This window comes from Stenotrophomonas sp. FW305-C-20-S1 (assembly GCF_058783335.1).
The window spans coordinates 1-15,951 of record NZ_JBYTEK010000041.1; the positions used below are offsets into that span (position 1 = coordinate 1).

The window sequence follows — 15,951 nt, forward strand, 5'->3', positions numbered from 1 at the left end:
TGGCAGGACCGTTGGCGCCATGGATGGCGCCATCGAGCCCCCATGGATGGGTTTACGGCGTGTCCTGCCAACCCACACCGCCCCGCCCAACAAACAGAAAAGCCAGAGCCGGCTGTTGCTCCGGCTCTGGCTTTTGCTGTGGATTGAAACGCGGGTGCCGGGCCGCAGGCCCGGCTGATCAACTCACACCACTGGTTCGCGCAGGACGGGGTTGTCCCAGCCCGGGCGCGGTGCGAAGCGATCACCGTGGCGCTGCTGCAGCGCCTTCAGGCGCTCCACGATGGCATCGGCACCCACCGCACGGATGTGCTGGATCGGACCGCCGCGGAACGGTGCGAAACCGGTACCGAAGATCACGCCCGCGTCCAGCAGGTCCGCGTCGGCCACCACGCCTTCGTGCAGGCACGCCACCGCCTCGTTCAACAACGGCAGGATCAGGCGATCTTCCAGATCGGCAGGCGCCTGATAGTCGCGCGCCACGTCCGGCTTCTTGGCCCGGCCGTTCTCCCAGGTGTAGATGCCCTGGCCATCCTTCTTGCCGCGCTTGTCCGGTTCCACCGTCTGCAGCGCCGCCGGAATCTGCAGGCCCAGGAACGGCGCCAGTTCCTTGCCCACGCCAGCGGCCACGTCCAGGCCTACGGTGTCGATCAGTTCGATCGGGCCCATCGGCATGCCGAACTTCACCGCCGCCTTGTCGATCACCGGGCCCGGAATGCCTTCAGCGTATGCGGTGGCCGCTTCCAGCATGTACGGGAACAGCACGCGGTTGACGAGGAAGCCGGGCGTGCCGGCCACCGGCACCGGGAACTTGCCCAGCGCCTTGCAGAAGGCTGCCAGGCGACGCTCGGTTTCGGCCGCCATGCCGTCGTGATGGATGATCTCCACCAACGGCATCTGGGCCACCGGGTTGAAGTAATGCAGGCCGGCGAACTGCGCCGGGCGCTGGATGTGATCGCGCAGCTCCACCAGCGGAATCGACGAGGTGTTGGTGGTCAGCAACGCGTCGAGCTTCATCTTCGGCTCCAGCGTCTGGTACAGCGCACGCTTGGCTTCCGGGTTCTCGATGATCGCTTCGATGACCAGATCGGCCTGCGCCACGCCATTGCCTTCCAGGTCCGCACGCAGGCGCGCGGCGACGGCCGGACGCTTGCTCTCGTCACGCACCTTCTTGGCGAACAGTGCCTGTGCACGTTCCATGGCCGGGTCGATGAAGCGCTGCTCGCGGTCCTGCAGGGTCACTTCAAAACCCTTGTAGGCGGCCCACGCAGCAATGTCACCGCCCATCACGCCAGCACCGACCACGTGCACGTGGCGGATGCCGGAATCGCCACCGCCCAGGCCCTTCAGGCGTTCGGTGAGGAAGAAGATGCGGATCAGGTTGCGCGCGGTCGGCGTGCTGGCCAGCTTCACTACGGCGCGTCGTTCGGCATCCAGGCGTGCCTGCACCGGCTTGCCGCCGCTGCGCTGCCAGGTGCTGATCAACGCATACGGCGCCGGGTACTGGTCCTTCTTCGCCTTGCGTGCGACCTGCTTGACCATCTGCGGGGCCAGCAGCTGGCGTGCCGGCCAGGTATTGGTCGCCCAGGCCAGCGCACGCTGCTTGAACGGGCGGGTGGTGCCGGACAGTGCCAGCGCCACGGCGGTATCGAGCACGACGGCCGGTGCCACCACCTTGTCGACCAGCCCGATGCCGCGTGCGGCCGAGGCCGACAGCGTGCGTCCGGTCAGCATCATGTCCATCGCCGCCGGTGCGCCGACCAGCTGCGGCAGGCGCGCGCTGCCACCCCAGCCCGGGAAGATGCCCAGTTGGGTTTCCGGCAGGCCGATGCGGGTGGAACTGTCATTGGATGCAACGCGATAACGGCAGGCCAGGGCCAGCTCGGTACCGCCGCCCAGGCAATGGCCATGGATGGCGGCCACGGTCGGGCAGGGCAGTTCTGCCAGCTTCTGGTAGGTCGACTGGCCGCGGCGGATGGCGTCGTTGACGGTGCCGCGGCGATCGAACTCCTGGAACTCCTTCAGGTCGGCACCGGCGATGAAGCCTGCCTTCTTGAGGGACTGGATCACCACGCCCTTCGGTGGGTCCATGGCGATGCGCTCCAGCAGGTCGCCCAGCTCCAGCAGCACATCCTGCGACATTGCGTTGACACTGCTGTCCTGACGATCCAGGGAGAGGACCACCACGCCATCGTCGCGGATCTCGGGGTGCCAGTGGCTGAAGCGGAGACCATCGAAGCTTGAGAGCATGGACGTTCCATCCGGTTGTGTATGGAGAAGGGGGCTATGATCCAGAGGTTGTTTCCCCCGCGTCAAATCCCAATAGCAGGGGTGTGGCGCCCCGGATCGCAGGCGTTGGACCGGAACGTTAACGGAACGGTGGTTAAAAGCTGGTGCGGCGCCAGGTGATCGGCGACTGAACTTTTCCCGGGATTGGCAGTCTCATTGCCCGACGTCGGTTGGGCTGACAGGAGTGCGGCCCCTCATGGCCGATGTTGATACACCTCAGGAGCTGGATCTGGAACTGGTCCGGCGCGTGCAGCACGGCGAGAGTGCCGCCTTCGATGTCCTGGTGCGCAAGTACCAGCATCGGGTCGTGGCCCTGGTCGGTCGCTACATCGCCGACTGGAGTGAATGTCAGGACGTGGCCCAGGACACTTTCATCCGTGCCTACCGTGCGATTGGAAGCTTCCGCGGCGACGCCCAGTTCTCAACCTGGTTGCATCGGATCGCCGTGAACACCGCCAAAAACCACCTGGCTTCGCACAATCGCCGCCCGCCGACCGATGACATCGACATCGGCGACGCCGAGCAGTTCGACAGCGGCACGCGCCTGCGCGACACCGATACGCCCGAGCGCGAGTTGATGCGCCAGGAACTGGAACAGACGGTGATGAAGGCCGTCAACGCGCTGCCGGAAGAACTCCGGTCGGCGATCACCCTGCGCGAGGTGGAAGGCCTGAGCTACGAGGAAATCGCGCAGAAGATGGGGTGCCCGATCGGCACCGTGCGTTCACGGATCTTCCGGGCGCGCGAGGCGATCGACACCGAACTCCGGCCGCTGCTGGACATCGGCAGTGCCACCCGCGAGAAGAGCCGTATATGACCCGCATTCCGAACAACGAATCGCACAACCACCAGTCTCCCGCCGGGCAACGCCTGGACGAACGCCATCGCCAGCAGTTGTCGGCGCTGGTCGACGGCGAGCTGGGGGCAGACGAGGCGCGCTTCCTGGTGCGCCGCATGGAACACGATCCGGAACTGGCTGGCTGCCAGGAACGCTGGCAGCTGCTGGGTGATGTCATGCGCGGCCAGGCGTCGCTGCTGGCACCGGCCGGTTTCAGCGCCGCCGTGGCTGCCGCCATCGCCGCCGAGCCCGCACCGCTGGCCGAGCCGAAGCGTCAGGCCCGCCGTAGTGGTTGGCGTGCATGGGGCGGCGGTGCGCTGGCCGCTTCGGTTGCCGCCGTAGCGCTGTTCGTCGGCCGCGAAAAACTGCAGGAGGCGCCGCCGGTGGATGTCTCCGCACCGCAGGTGATCGCCAGCCAGGCGCAGTTGCCGCCGGCATCGGAGCAACCGGCTGCCGTCACCGAGGCGTCGGTGGACACTGCTGCGATGGCCGTGGCCAGCGTGCCGGCGGTGGCCATGGCCGCCGCCAGCCGTCGCCAGGATGTGCGCCGCGCCAGCGCCACCCGCAGCCAGCAGGCCGCACGCGTGGCCCAGCGCGATGACGCACCGCTGCGCGCGGTTGCCAGCCAGGCGCCGCTGACCCCGACCATGCCCGCCGGTAGCGCGCGCAATCTGCCCTTTGGCGAGGTCGGCAATCTGCAGGCACGGCCGTGGCCGCGTTCCAGCCTGGCGCCCGCCGCCGGTGGCGCCCTCAATGCCAGTTTCCCGGCCCATACCGGTGGCACCGCGTTCTATCCGTTCGAGCCACGCCTGCAGGACGACCTGCCGGCGTCGCAACGCCCGCGCGACTGAGCCGGGTACCGTTCCACGCCCCGCCGTCGGCGGGGCGCTTCTTTCCCTTTCCATCCGACCCGGAGGTTGCCGTCCGATGACTCCCCGACTCCGCACGCATGCCATTGGCCTGTTCGCCCTGACCCTGCCGCTGGTGGCCTGTGCCCAACCGGCGGCGCCTGCCGCCCAGCCGCAGGCCGCCGCCGCCGCTGCGGCCCCACGCGCACCGGCGCAGCCGTTGGTCAGCGGTCTGCCTGACTTCACCAACCTGGTTGAGCAGGTCGGCCCCGGTGTGGTCAACGTCGACACCACCATCGTCCGCAGCAACCGCCAGGCGCGGGGCGGCATGGGCCCGGGTGATGACGAGATGCCCGAGTTCTTCCGCCGCTTCTTTGGCCCGGATTTCCCGATGCCCGGGCAGGGCCCTGGCGGGCAGGACGGCGGCCCCAGCATCAAGGGCCGCGGCATGGGCTCGGGCTTCATCATTTCGCCTGACGGCTACGTGCTGACCAATTACCACGTGGTCGCCGACGCCAGCGAAGTGAAGGTCAAGCTCGGCGATCGTCGCGAGTTCACCGCCAAGGTGATCGGCAGTGACCAGCAGTACGACGTCGCCCTGCTGAAGATCGACGGCAAGAACCTGCCGACCGTGCGCGTGGGGGACTCCAACAGCCTGAAGCCCGGTCAGTGGGTTGTCGCGATCGGCTCACCGTTCGGCCTCGACCACTCGGTTACCGCTGGCGTGGTCAGTGCCCTCGGCCGCAACACCGGTGGGCCGGACCAGCGCTATGTGCCGTTCATCCAGACCGACGTGGCGATCAACCAGGGTAATTCCGGCGGCCCGCTGCTGAACACCCGTGGTGAAGTGGTCGGCATCAATTCGCAGATCTTCTCGGCCTCGGGTGGCTACATGGGCATCAGCTTCGCGATCCCGATCGATCTGGCGATGAGCGCGGTCGAGCAGATCAAGAAGACCGGCAAGGTCACCCGTGGCCAGCTCGGCGCGGTGGTGCAGGAAATCGACGGCCTGAAGGCGCAGGCGATGGGCCTGCCCGACAGCCGCGGTGCGCTGGTCAACCAGATCGTGCCGGACAGCGCTGCGGCCAAGGCCGGGGTCAAGATCGGTGACGTGATCCGCACGGTGAACGGTGCGCCGGTCAACAGCTGGTCCGATCTGCCGCCGCTGATCGGTGCGATGGCACCGGGCAGCCGCGTCACCCTGGGCGTGATCCGCGATGGCAAGCCGCGTGACCTGAGCGCGACCCTGACCGCTCTGGCCGAGGACGCGCAGGGCAATGCCCGCAGCCCGTCCGCAGGCAATGACACGGCGGCTCCGCAGGCCGGCGCCAATGCCCTGCTGGGGTTGGACGTTGCCGACTTGACTGCGCCGCAGCGCAAGCAGCTGGGCCTGGAGGCGGGCGAAGGTGTCCGCATCACCGCCGTGAAGGGCGAGGGCGCCCGTGATGCCGGCCTGTCCGGGGGCATGGTGATCCTGCAGGTGGCCAGTACCCCGGTCGGCAGCGTTGAAGCCCTGAACCGCGCGCTGTCCGGCTACAAGAAGGGCGATGTGGTCATGCTGCTGGTCCGTACCGGCAGCGGCAACAGCGCCTTCGTCGCGGTCAAGGCCGGCCCGTAACAACCGATGGCCGCCTTCACGGCGGCCCTCGTGGTGTCCCCGAAGCCCCGCCCTGGCGGGGCTTCGGCCATTCCGGGGCCGTGCCGGCAGGCCAACCACGCGGTGGCCCTCCGGGCATGCGATAATCGACCGTTACCCTGACGACGCCGCGCGCCGCCGCCACCTCTCTATGTCCTCTGATTCGATGCGGAACATCCGCAACTTCTCCATCATCGCCCACGTCGACCACGGCAAGTCCACGCTGGCCGACCGCATCATCCAGCTCTGTGGCGGCCTCCAGGCCCGCGAGATGGAAGCGCAGGTGCTCGACTCCAACCCGATCGAGCGCGAACGTGGCATCACCATCAAGGCGCAGTCGGTGTCGCTGCCGTACGTGGCGAAGGACGGCCAGACCTACCACCTGAACTTCATCGACACCCCCGGCCACGTCGACTTCTCCTATGAAGTCAGCCGCTCGCTGGCCGCCTGCGAGGGCGCGCTGCTGGTGGTCGATGCGGCCCAGGGCGTGGAAGCGCAGTCGGTGGCCAACTGCTACACCGCGGTGGAGCAGGGGCTGGAAGTGGTGCCGGTGATCAACAAGATCGACCTGCCCACCGCCGATATCGAGCGCGCCAAGGCCGAGATCGAGGCCGTGATCGGCATCGATGCCAGCGACGCCGTGCCGGTCAGCGCCAAGACCGGCCTTAACGTGGTCGACGTGCTGGAAGCGATCGTGCATCGCATTCCGCCGCCGGTGCCGCGCGATACCGACAAGCTGCAGGCGCTGATCATCGACTCGTGGTTCGACAACTACCTGGGCGTGGTCTCGCTGGTGCGCGTGATGCAGGGCGAGATCAAGGCCGGTGACAAGCTGCAGGTGATGTCCACCGGCCGCAACCACCAGGTCGACAACGTCGGTGTGTTCACCCCCAAGCGCAAGGTGCTGCCGGCACTGCGCGCGGGCGAAGTGGGCTGGGTCACCGCCAGCATCAAGGACGTGCACGGCGCTCCCGTCGGCGACACCCTGACCCTGGCCGGCGATCCGGCACCGAAACCGCTGCCCGGCTTCCAGGAAATGCAGCCGCGCGTGTTCGCCGGCCTGTTCCCGGTCGATGCCGAGGACTACCCGGACCTGCGCGAAGCGCTGGACAAGCTGCGCCTGAACGATGCCGCGCTGCGCTTCGAGCCGGAAAGCTCCGAAGCGATGGGCTTCGGTTTCCGTTGCGGCTTCCTCGGCATGCTGCACATGGAAATCGTGCAGGAGCGCCTGGAGCGCGAATACAACCTGGACCTGATCAGCACCGCGCCGACGGTGGTGTATGAAGTCCTGAAGACCGATGGCACGATCATCAACATGGACAACCCGGCCAAGCTGCCGCCGGTGAACCATGTGCAGGAGATCCGCGAGCCGATCATCCGCGCCAACGTGCTCACCCCCGAGGAGTACATCGGCAACATCATCAAGCTGTGCGAAGAAAAGCGTGGCAGCCAGCTCGGCATCAACTACCTGGGCAGCCAGGTGCAGATCAGCTACGAGCTGCCGATGGCCGAAGTGGTGCTGGACTTCTTCGACAAGCTGAAGTCGGTCAGCCGTGGCTATGCTTCGCTGGACTACCACTTCGTGCGCTTCGATGCCGGTCCGTTCGTGCGCGTGGACGTGCTGATCAACGGCGACAAGGTCGATGCGCTGTCGCTGATCGTGCACCGCAGCCATGCCGATCGTCGTGGCCGCGAGCTGTGCGAGAAGATGAAGGACCTGATCCCGCGCCAGCAGTTCGACGTGGCCATCCAGGCCGCCGTCGGCTCGCAGATCATCTCGCGCACCACGGTCAAGGCCATGCGCAAGAACGTTCTGGCCAAGTGCTATGGTGGCGACGTTTCGCGCAAGAAGAAGCTTCTGGAAAAGCAGAAGGAAGGCAAGAAGCGCATGAAGCAGGTCGGCCGCGTGGAAATTCCGCAGGAAGCCTTCCTGGCCGTGCTGCAGATGGACAACAAATAAGCCCCGAAACCGGCCTTCGGGCCGATCGTCCGGTGACGTTGCAAAGGACCCTGAATGAAACTGTTTGAGATCCTCCTGGTCGTGCTGACCCTGGCCTCCGGCCTGATCCTGCTGGCCGACAAGCTGTACCTGGCCAAGCGTCGCGCCCAGCGCGCCGGCCTGCTCGACACCGAGCCGGTGCTGGTGGACTACTCGCGTGCGTTCTTCCCGGTGCTGGCGATCGTGCTCATCGTGCGCAGCTTCATCGCCGAGCCGTACAAGATCCCGTCCAGCTCGATGATGCCGAACCTGCTGATCGGCGATTTCATCCTGGTCAACAAGTTCTCCTATGGCCTGCGCCTGCCGATCACCAACACCCGCTTCGTGCCGGTCGGCGATCCGGCCCGTGGTGACGTGGTGGTCTTCCACTTCCCCGGCCATGGCGACAACGACCCGGCCAAGGGCGAGAACTTCATCAAGCGCGTGATCGGCGTGCCGGGCGACACCGTCGTGTTCGAAGGCGACGGGGTGATCCTCAACGGCGAACCGCTGAAGTACGACAACAAGGGGATCTATGCCGGCCACAAGGGCCAGGGTGAGGGCGCCAACCTGCTGGTCGAGCACCTGCCGGGCCGCACCCACACCGTGCTGGAGACCGACTATCCGCGTGGCCAGGGCCAGTGGACCGTGCCGGCTGGCAAGTACCTGGTGATGGGCGACAATCGCGACAACAGCGACGACGGCCGTTTCTGGGGCCTGCTGCCGGAAGAGAACCTGCGCGGCAAGGCATTCCTGATCTGGCTGAACTGCCAGGGCTGGTTCTGCAAGGACGGCTTCGAACCGTCGCGGATCGGCTCGAGCATCAACTGACTTCACATCCACTCGCGTATCTGGGGAGAACGCAATGAAGACGATGAACACGCAGCGCGGCATGACCCTGACCTCGTTCCTGACGGTCCTGATCGTGGTTGGCTTCTTCCTCTACATCGGCATGAAGCTGTTCCCGATGTACCAGGAGTATTACGCGGTGCGCTCGGCGATGAAGAGCCTGGCCAAGGAACCGGGCATCGGCAGCATGGCGCCGGCCAACATCCAGGAACTGTTCTTCAAGCGGCTGTACATCAACTACTCGGACAACGTGAAGCCGGCCAACGTCAAGTTCGACCGTCGCGACAATGGCTGGACCCTCAAGGTCAACTACGAAGTGCGCCGCCAACTGGTCGGCAACCTGGATGTGGTTGGCAAATTCGATTCTTCCCAGGACCTGACCCGTAGCGGTGCCGAATAAATCTTTCCAACGTGAAGACCTGATCGGTCATGCCTTCCGCGACCCAGACCTGCTCAAGCAGGCGCTGACCCATCGCAGTGCCGGCGCGCCGCATAACGAGCGGCTGGAGTTCCTTGGCGACAGCATCGTCAACATGATGGTTGCCGAGGCGTTGTACCTGCGCTGGCCCAAGGCGGACGAAGGCGCGATGACCCGCGCCCGCGCCGAGCTGGTGCGCGAGGGTGCGCTGGCGGTGATCGCGCGGACCCTGCAGCTGGGTGACCGGCTGACGATGGGCCCCGGCGAAATGAAGTCCGGCGGCCATCGCCGCGACTCGACCCTGGCCGATGCATTCGAGGCCGTGGTTGCTGCGATCTACCTGGACGCGGGTTTTGAAGCCTGCCGGGCGATGGTCCTGCCCTGGTTTGCCGCCTCGATGGAGGCGCTGCCGGCCACCGGGCGACCGGAGAAGGACCCCAAGACCCGCCTGCAGGAATGGCTGCAGGGCCGACAGAAGGCGTTGCCACAGTACGAACTGGTGTCAGAATCCGGTGACGACCACGCCAAACACTTCCGGGTACGCTGCAACGTAGCCGACCCCGCCGCCAGCACCGAGGGCGAAGGCTCCTCGCGGCGCATTGCCGAACAACAAGCGGCTGCGGCCGTCCTTGAACAACTGGATTCCAAGTGAGCGAACAAACTCCCCATCATTGCGGCAGTGTGGCCGTCATCGGCCGCCCCAACGTGGGCAAATCGACCCTGACCAATGCCTTGGTCGGGGCCAAGGTCAGCATCGTGTCCAACCGGCCGCAGACCACCCGTCACCGCCTGCTGGGCATCGCCACCTACCCGGAAGGGCAGCTGGTGTTGGTCGACACGCCCGGCCTGCACAAGGTGCAGAAGCGGGCGATGAACCGGGTCATGAACCGCGCTGCCCGCGGCTCGCTGGAAGGCGTCGACGCCGGCCTGCTGGTGATCGAAGCCGGTCGCTGGGACGAAGAGGACAGCCTGGCCTTCAACGTGCTGCGCGACGCCGGTATCCCGGTGGTGCTGGTGGTCAACAAGATCGACCGTATGAAGGACAAGGGCGCACTGCTGCCGTTCCTGCAGGAAGTGACCGCCGGCCGTGATTTCTCGTCGGTGCATCCGATTTCGGCGCAGAAGCGCAACGGCCTGGAAGCTCTGGTCCGTGACGTGCTGGCGCTGTTGCCGGAAGCTCCGCCGATGTTCGGCGAAGACGAGATCACCGACCGCAGCCAGCGCTTCCTGGCCGGCGAACTGGTGCGTGAACAGCTGATGCGCCAGTTGGGCGAAGAGCTGCCGTACGCCACCACGGTGGAGATCGAGCGCTTCACCGAGGACGGCAACCTGCTGCGCATCGGTGCGGTGATCTGGGTCGAGCGCGAAGGCCAGAAGGCGATCGTGATCGGCAAGGGCGGCACCCGCCTGAAGGAGATCGGGGCCAAGTCCCGCCTGCAGATGGAGCGTTTGTTCGGGGCCAAGGTGTTCCTGGAAACCTGGGTGCGCGTGCGTGAGGGCTGGTCCGATGACGAGGCCGCGCTGAAGGCCTTCGGCTACGAATAAGCCGCGACGGTCGCTTCGATGCTGATCGAGGACGACACCGGCTTCGTGCTGCATGCGCGGGCCTATCGCGAGACCAGCCTGCTGGTCGAGGTACTGAGCGCCGAGCACGGCCGGATCGGCCTGCTCGCGCGCGGTGTTTCCACGGCCAAGGGCCAGGTGCTGCGAGCGGCCCTGCAGCCACTGCAGTGGATCCGCTTCAGCGCGCTGCAGCGTGGCGAACTGGCCCAGCTGCGCGGTGCTGAGGCGCTGGATGTGGCGCCGCGTCTGCTCGGCCAGGCCATGCTGGCCGGGTTCTATCTCAGCGAGTTGACCCTGCGCCTGGCACCGCGACAGGACCCGCTGCCGGAGTTGTACCTGGCCTTTGGTGAGGCGCGTGCGCGCCTGGCCGTGGGGGCCGGACTGGCTTGGACCCTGCGCCGTTTCGAACGCGAGCTGCTGGCGGCGCTGGGCGTGGGTTTCGATCTTGAGACCGCCAGCGATGGCCAGCCGATTGACCCGGCGGCGCGCTATGAACTGGACCCGCAGGAAGGACCGCAGCGCCTGCTCAGCGAGCGTGGCGGCGAGCGTCGCGCAGCGGCTACCGGCTCGGCACTATTGGCCCTGGCAACCGACGACGAACCGGAAGCCGCCGATCTGGCCAGCCTGCGCCTGCCGATGCGGCGGGTGCTGGCCCATCACCTGGGCGCGCGCGGGTTGAAGTCGTGGGAGATGCTGGAGCAGCTGACACCCCGGCGTTGAGGGGTGTTCGGCAGGGCTTGCAGCCCTGCACCTGCCGAGGCCAAGGCACGAGCCAGAGCAACAGCAACAACAACAGCGTGCATTCCGTGGGTAGGCGGGGTGGGTCCGATTGCGGGGGACGCCGTAAACCCGTCCATGGGGGCTTGGCTGCGGCATCCATGCCGCGGACACCCCCGCAACCGGACCCACCCCGCCTTCGACAATTGTCCGCGAGCTGTCGGAATGGCTTCCGGCTCTGGTAGGTGTCGACCTTGGTCGACACGTAGATCCACGCCATGCGTGGATGCTCTTCGTTCAAGTGTCGAAATATTCGATTTCGATGGAGATTCATCCACGCATGGCGTGGATCTACCAGCCGTCATACGGAATCTGTCGGGAGGTGGGGCGGTGTGGGTTGGCAGGACCGTTGGCGCCATGGATGGCGCCATCGAGCCCCCAGGGATGGGTTTACGGCGTGTCCTGCCAACCCACACCGCCCCGCCCAACAAGCAGAAGGCCAGAGCCGCTCTGGGTGTGGCCTTTGGTGTTGCTCTGGCTTGAAAGCCTCTGCAGGTGCAGGGCGCAGCCCTGTCGAGCAACCCTCAGTGCAGCAGGGCAGCCACCGCCGCGCGGAACCCCGCCTGTGCCTGCCCCGATTCGGGCGTGTGATGCAGCTGCCGTACCGCACGTGCCAGTCGCGCTGCACCCACGAACCCGCAGCTGGCCTGCAACCGGTGCAGCTGGCTGCGCAGCTGGCGCTCGTCATGCTGGTCCACCGCCTGTTCGACCGCATCGCGCACGCCCGGCAGTTCGGCCAGGAACAGCTCGCGCAGGGCGATCAGGTGGTTGCGTTGGCCATTGAGCGCGGCCAGGGCGGCGGTTTCGTCCCAGTCCTCCAGGGCCAGCTCGACCGCCGCTGGCGGCACCGTGGAACCGGCGGGGCTGTTGACCAGCGCACGACGGACCGCCTTCAGCAGTTGGTCACGGCCCAGCGGTTTGACCAGGGTGTCGCTGAAACCGGCCTCGCGCAGGCGGGCGTGAATGGCAGCGTCGCCGTCGGCGGTATGCGCCAGCGCCGGGGTGTCCGGGTGCGAGCGGCGCAGCTGGTGCAACAGCTGGGCACCATTGCCATCAGGCAGGTTGACGTCGATCAGCCACAGATCGTGGGCACCGGGCTCGGCGCGCGCGAGGGCGCTGGCCAGTGAGTCGGCGGTGTCCACATCCGCTGGTAACGTTTCCAACGCCGCTTTGAAAAAACCGCGGCTGATGATGTCGTCCTCGACAAGCAGGAAGCGGGGTCGACTGGCCCGCGGGGTCATCTGCATCAGGGCTGCCTCCATGTCAGCTGGGGTCAATCATCAAGCACGGCGGCGGCGGGCGCAAGCGGCCAGCGGCCCCGCCGGTCAGGATCTGCGACAATACGCCCCCACTTTTGCCCGCAGCCTGTTGCCACGTGGCCCGATCCCGCTCCCGCATCGACCGTACTCCCTTCCAGACCGAGATCCTCGACCTCAGCCATGATGGTCGCGGTGTTGCCCGCCGTGAAGGCGAGGGCGGCAAGGTCACCTTCATCAGCGGCGCCCTGCCGGGCGAAGTGGTGATGGCCGAACAGACCGCCCGCAGCCGCCACTTCGATGAGGCGCGCACGGTGGAAGTGCTGCAGGCCTCGCCGCAGCGGGTGACCCCCAAGTGCCCGCATTTCGGCACCTGCGCCGGCTGCGTGCTGCAGCACCTGGACGAAGACCAGCAGATCGTCGCCAAGCAGCGCGTGCTGATGGACAACCTGGAGCGCATCGGCCATGTGAAGCCGGGCACCGTGCTGCCGCCGCTGGTAGGTGACAGCTGGGGCTACCGCCGCAAGGGCCGGTTCTCGGTGCGCCGGGTCGAGAAGAAGGACAAGACCCTGGTCGGCTTCCGCGAGCAGGACCCGCGCTTCGTCGCGGACCTGCAGCAGTGCCTGACCGTGATCCCGGAAATCGGCACCAAGGTGGAGGTGCTGTCGACCTTCATCGAATCCCTGGATGGCAAGCGCGACATCCCGCAGATCGAGTTCATCGCCGGTGACCAGGCCGTGGTGCTGACCGTGCGCCACCTGCAGCCGCTGAGTGATGCCGATCGCGCCGCCTGGGCGGCCTTCGGCCAACAGCACGGCTTTGTCATCTACCTGCAGTCGGGCGGCGTGGATACCGTGCAGCCGCTGGACGGGCAGGGCGTGGCGCTTTCGTTCCGGCTGGCGCCGTGGGATGTCGAACTGGCGTTCCGTCCGCTGGATTTCATCCAGGTCAATGCCAAGCTCAACGAGAAGATGATCGCCCACGCGCTGGACCTGCTTGAACCGGGTGCCGATGAGCGGGTGCTGGACCTGTTCTGTGGCCTGGGCAACTTCACCCTGCCGCTGGCGCGCAAGGTGCGCGAAGTGGTGGGCGTGGAAGGCGATGCCGGGCTGGTGGCGCGTGCGCGTGAGAACGCCGAGCGCAACGGGCTGGCCAACGCGCAGTTCTACAGCGCCGACCTCACCCAGGACCAGCGCAGCACGGCGTGGATGCGCCAGGGCTTTGACAAGCTGCTGCTGGATCCGCCGCGTTCGGGCGCCATCGAAGTGCTGCAGCAGCTGCCGTTGAAGCAGTTCAAGCGCATCGTCTATGTCAGCTGCCATCCGGGCTCGCTGGCCCGCGATGCAGGCTACCTGGTCAACGAACAGGGCTTCACCCTGGTCAGCGCCGGTGCGATGGACATGTTCCCGCATACCGCGCACGTGGAAAGCATCGCGGTGTTCGAAAAGCGCTGATGCCTGCAGCGCCGGGGGCTGCCCGGCGCCTGCCTTGCGGCTTGCAGGCAGGCAATGCGGTCAGTCGGCCGGTGCGTTCTGCCACTGGCCGTCCACGCGCACGAAGGCCATGGACTGCTCGCCGTGCTCGCTGCCGTCGCCTGCGCGCACGGTGCATTCGATGGCGGCCCTGTCGCTGGCGACCTCGCAGTTCCTCACTTCCTGCACCTGCAGGGTGCCGGCAGCCTGTTCGAAGCGTGCGCGCAGGGCTGGGTCGGCCTGCTGCTGCGCCTGCCCGGCGATCCGTTCCCGCAGCAGCACCTGCACTCTTTCGCGGGGCGGTGCCGGTACGGGCACATTGCGCTGGTCAGGCAGTGTCCACGCGCCATCCACCAGCGCCAGCCGCAGCAGCTGTGGTCGCGAGTTGATGCCTGCGCTGGCGGTGGCGATGCAATCGACGGCGTCGCCGGCCTCGGCGGGGGCACAGCTGTCCAGGGTCTGCAGACGGGGCCGGAACGTCTCGGCAACCAGGCGACTGCTGTCGCTGGCGGGGCGATCGGCAACGGCCTGGTCGAACATCCGGTCCATCGCAGCCTGTGCCTGCTGCAGCGAAGGTACGGTCGCCGATCCGGCGCTGGCAACGGCGCACGGCAGCAGCGCCGACAGGGCAAGACAGCGACGAAGGCGATGGGAAAGCGTCATGAGCGACCATTCCATGGTTGGGGGGCCGCGCAGTGTAGTCCTGCCCGTCGCCGCGCCGATAGGCAGCGTCTGGCGTGAGCCGCATACTGTGCCCATGGGCATCGAAATCGAACGCAAATTCCTCGTCACCCATGATGGGTGGCGCACTGCCGCGCACCGGGTCATCCCGATGGCGCAGGGCTACATCAATGATCTGGGCGCACTCGACCGCGGCACCCAGAACGCCTCGGTGCGGGTCCGCATTGAAGGTGACAAGGCCGCGCTGAACCTGAAGTCGCGCACCCTGGGCCATACCCGGCAGGAGTTCGACTACCCGATTCCGGTGCAGGATGCGCGCGACCTGCTGGCGCTGTGCGTCGGCGGCCTGATCGACAAGCGCCGGCATCTGGTCGAGTACGCCGGCCTGACCTGGGAAGTGGACGAGTTCCTCGGCGACAACGCCGGCCTGGTGGTTGCCGAAGTCGAGCTGGACAGCGCCGACCAGGTCATCGACCTGCCGGACTGGATCGGCGCCGAAGTGACCGACGACGCCCGCTATTACAACGTCGCTCTGGCCAGCCGCCCCTATTCACAGTGGTGAAACCCTCCGTCCCCTTTTTTCGAGGGTGTCGGCCCCCATGTCGGGGGGATGAGAATCGACATCTACTCCGACGTGGTCTGCCCCTGGTGCTGGATCGGCAAGCATCGCTTCCAGCAGGGTGTGCAGTTGCTGGGCGCCGATGCGCCCGAACTCGAGATCCACTGGCAGCCGTTCCAGCTTGACCCCGATGCGGACGCCACCCCGGTGCCACTGCGCGAGGCCTATGTGCGCAAGTTCGGCGGTGCCGAGCGCACCGAGCAGATTCTGGGCCAGACCCAGACCGCTGCGCGGGCCGAGGGCTTGCCGATGGACTTCAGCCAGGGCCAGGTGCGGGTAACCACGCTGCCGGCGCATCGCCTGTTGTGGCTGGCTGGCCAGCACGGCGTGCAGGAGGCCGTCGGTGAGGCGCTGTTCCGCGCCCATTTCGAGCATGGACAGAATCTGGCCGACCCGGCGGTGCTGGTCGAGGCCGGCGCCGCCGGTGGCCTTGCCGCAGACGAGATCCAGCAGATGCTGGCCGGCGATCGTGGCCTGGCCGAAGTGGAAGCGAGCCTGGCGCAGGCCCACGCACTGGGTATCTCCTCGGTGCCCACCTTCGTCATCGATGGCCGCTGGGCGGTTTCCGGAGCCCAGCCCCCGGAAGCCTTCGCCAACGCGCTGCGCCAGATCGCCGCCGAGCAGGCGGCAGGGCAGGGCGCGGAGGGTGCCCCGGACGGCGGCGGCGACGCCTGCGGCGCGGACGGCTGCAAGGTCTGACCGAGCCGCAGAAGGGGACGGAGGGGATTGA

Annotated in this window: 15 protein-coding genes; 12 read left to right on the forward strand and 3 right to left on the reverse strand. The window is 67.0% G+C overall.

Annotated features, from left to right (window positions below):
* Positions 1–183: 183 nt before the first annotated feature.
* Positions 184–2,247, reverse strand: a complete 2,064-nt coding sequence (locus tag AC3WTC_RS17560) for a 3-hydroxyacyl-CoA dehydrogenase NAD-binding domain-containing protein (protein WP_025877101.1) — start codon at positions 2,245–2,247, stop codon at positions 184–186.
* A 235-nt stretch (positions 2,248–2,482) separates the two neighbouring features.
* Here AC3WTC_RS17560 and rpoE point away from each other — a divergent pair, with 235 nt between their 5' ends.
* From rpoE to recO, 9 genes are all read left to right on the forward strand, one after another.
* Positions 2,483–3,103, forward strand: coding sequence for an RNA polymerase sigma factor RpoE (rpoE, locus tag AC3WTC_RS17565; protein ID WP_025877103.1), 621 nt, complete (start codon positions 2,483–2,485; stop codon positions 3,101–3,103).
* Positions 3,100–3,975: a sigma-E factor negative regulatory protein gene (locus AC3WTC_RS17570; protein WP_492712090.1), complete on the forward strand. Its 876-nt coding sequence runs from the start codon at positions 3,100–3,102 to the stop codon at positions 3,973–3,975. Before rpoE ends, AC3WTC_RS17570 begins: the two co-directional genes overlap by 4 nt.
* A 76-nt stretch (positions 3,976–4,051) precedes the next feature.
* Positions 4,052–5,590, forward strand: coding sequence for a DegQ family serine endoprotease (locus AC3WTC_RS17575; RefSeq protein WP_025877107.1), 1,539 nt, complete (start codon positions 4,052–4,054; stop codon positions 5,588–5,590).
* 184 nt (positions 5,591–5,774) lie between these two features.
* The gene (gene lepA, locus AC3WTC_RS17580; RefSeq protein WP_080148860.1) at positions 5,775–7,568 is read left to right on the forward strand and encodes a translation elongation factor 4; all 1,794 of its coding nucleotides are present in this window, start codon (positions 5,775–5,777) and stop codon (positions 7,566–7,568) included.
* A gap of 54 nt (positions 7,569–7,622) precedes the next feature.
* Positions 7,623–8,417, forward strand: coding sequence for a signal peptidase I (gene lepB, locus AC3WTC_RS17585; RefSeq protein ID WP_025877111.1), 795 nt, complete (start codon positions 7,623–7,625; stop codon positions 8,415–8,417).
* Positions 8,418–8,451: 34 nt separating this feature from the next.
* Positions 8,452–8,835 (forward strand): DUF4845 domain-containing protein, encoded by a 384-nt coding sequence (locus AC3WTC_RS17590; protein WP_025877113.1) that lies wholly within the window; start codon positions 8,452–8,454, stop codon positions 8,833–8,835.
* Positions 8,825–9,505 (forward strand): ribonuclease III, encoded by a 681-nt coding sequence (gene rnc / locus AC3WTC_RS17595; RefSeq protein WP_025877115.1) that lies wholly within the window; start codon positions 8,825–8,827, stop codon positions 9,503–9,505. The genes AC3WTC_RS17590 and rnc overlap by 11 nt, the downstream gene beginning before the upstream one ends.
* Positions 9,502–10,398, forward strand: coding sequence for a GTPase Era (era, locus tag AC3WTC_RS17600; RefSeq protein ID WP_025877117.1), 897 nt, complete (start codon positions 9,502–9,504; stop codon positions 10,396–10,398). Before rnc ends, era begins: the two co-directional genes overlap by 4 nt.
* 18 nt (positions 10,399–10,416) lie before the next feature.
* The gene (recO, locus tag AC3WTC_RS17605; protein WP_059064780.1) at positions 10,417–11,136 is read left to right on the forward strand and encodes a DNA repair protein RecO; all 720 of its coding nucleotides are present in this window, start codon (positions 10,417–10,419) and stop codon (positions 11,134–11,136) included.
* A gap of 581 nt (positions 11,137–11,717) precedes the next feature.
* Here recO and AC3WTC_RS17610 read toward each other — a convergent pair.
* Positions 11,718–12,440 (reverse strand): Hpt domain-containing response regulator, encoded by a 723-nt coding sequence (locus tag AC3WTC_RS17610; protein WP_025879186.1) that lies wholly within the window; start codon positions 12,438–12,440, stop codon positions 11,718–11,720.
* 128 nt (positions 12,441–12,568) lie between these two features.
* Here AC3WTC_RS17610 and rlmD point away from each other — a divergent pair, with 128 nt between their 5' ends.
* Positions 12,569–13,903, forward strand: a complete 1,335-nt coding sequence (gene rlmD, locus AC3WTC_RS17615; protein WP_025879185.1) for a 23S rRNA (uracil(1939)-C(5))-methyltransferase RlmD — start codon at positions 12,569–12,571, stop codon at positions 13,901–13,903.
* A gap of 60 nt (positions 13,904–13,963) precedes the next feature.
* Here rlmD and AC3WTC_RS17620 read toward each other — a convergent pair whose 3' ends face one another.
* Positions 13,964–14,584, reverse strand: a complete 621-nt coding sequence (locus AC3WTC_RS17620; RefSeq protein ID WP_080148296.1) for a hypothetical protein — start codon at positions 14,582–14,584, stop codon at positions 13,964–13,966.
* A 94-nt stretch (positions 14,585–14,678) separates the two neighbouring features.
* Here AC3WTC_RS17620 and AC3WTC_RS17625 point away from each other — a divergent pair, with 94 nt between their 5' ends.
* Positions 14,679–15,164: a CYTH domain-containing protein gene (locus AC3WTC_RS17625; RefSeq protein WP_025879183.1), complete on the forward strand. Its 486-nt coding sequence runs from the start codon at positions 14,679–14,681 to the stop codon at positions 15,162–15,164.
* A 48-nt stretch (positions 15,165–15,212) separates the two neighbouring features.
* The gene (locus AC3WTC_RS17630) at positions 15,213–15,920 is read left to right on the forward strand and encodes a DsbA family oxidoreductase (RefSeq protein ID WP_492712094.1); all 708 of its coding nucleotides are present in this window, start codon (positions 15,213–15,215) and stop codon (positions 15,918–15,920) included.
* Positions 15,921–15,951: the final 31 nt, after the last annotated feature.

Bases quoted from the DNA above. Each gene is read 5' to 3' on its own strand.
- AC3WTC_RS17630 (WP_492712094.1), top strand. From the start codon at position 15,213: ATGAGAATCGACATCTACTCCGACGTGGTCTGCCCCTGGTGCTGGATC.
- lepA (WP_080148860.1), top strand. From the start codon at position 5,775: ATGCGGAACATCCGCAACTTCTCCATCATCGCCCACGTCGACCACGGC.
- rpoE (WP_025877103.1), top strand. From the start codon at position 2,483: ATGGCCGATGTTGATACACCTCAGGAGCTGGATCTGGAACTGGTCCGG.
- AC3WTC_RS17560 (WP_025877101.1), bottom strand. From the start codon at position 2,247: ATGCTCTCAAGCTTCGATGGTCTCCGCTTCAGCCACTGGCACCCCGAG.
- recO (WP_059064780.1), top strand. From the start codon at position 10,417: ATGCTGATCGAGGACGACACCGGCTTCGTGCTGCATGCGCGGGCCTAT.
- AC3WTC_RS17610 (WP_025879186.1), bottom strand. From the start codon at position 12,440: ATGCAGATGACCCCGCGGGCCAGTCGACCCCGCTTCCTGCTTGTCGAG.
- AC3WTC_RS17625 (WP_025879183.1), top strand. From the start codon at position 14,679: ATGGGCATCGAAATCGAACGCAAATTCCTCGTCACCCATGATGGGTGG.
- AC3WTC_RS17570 (WP_492712090.1), top strand. From the start codon at position 3,100: ATGACCCGCATTCCGAACAACGAATCGCACAACCACCAGTCTCCCGCC.
- AC3WTC_RS17590 (WP_025877113.1), top strand. From the start codon at position 8,452: ATGAAGACGATGAACACGCAGCGCGGCATGACCCTGACCTCGTTCCTG.
- AC3WTC_RS17620 (WP_080148296.1), bottom strand. From the start codon at position 14,584: ATGACGCTTTCCCATCGCCTTCGTCGCTGTCTTGCCCTGTCGGCGCTG.
- AC3WTC_RS17575 (WP_025877107.1), top strand. From the start codon at position 4,052: ATGACTCCCCGACTCCGCACGCATGCCATTGGCCTGTTCGCCCTGACC.
- lepB (WP_025877111.1), top strand. From the start codon at position 7,623: ATGAAACTGTTTGAGATCCTCCTGGTCGTGCTGACCCTGGCCTCCGGC.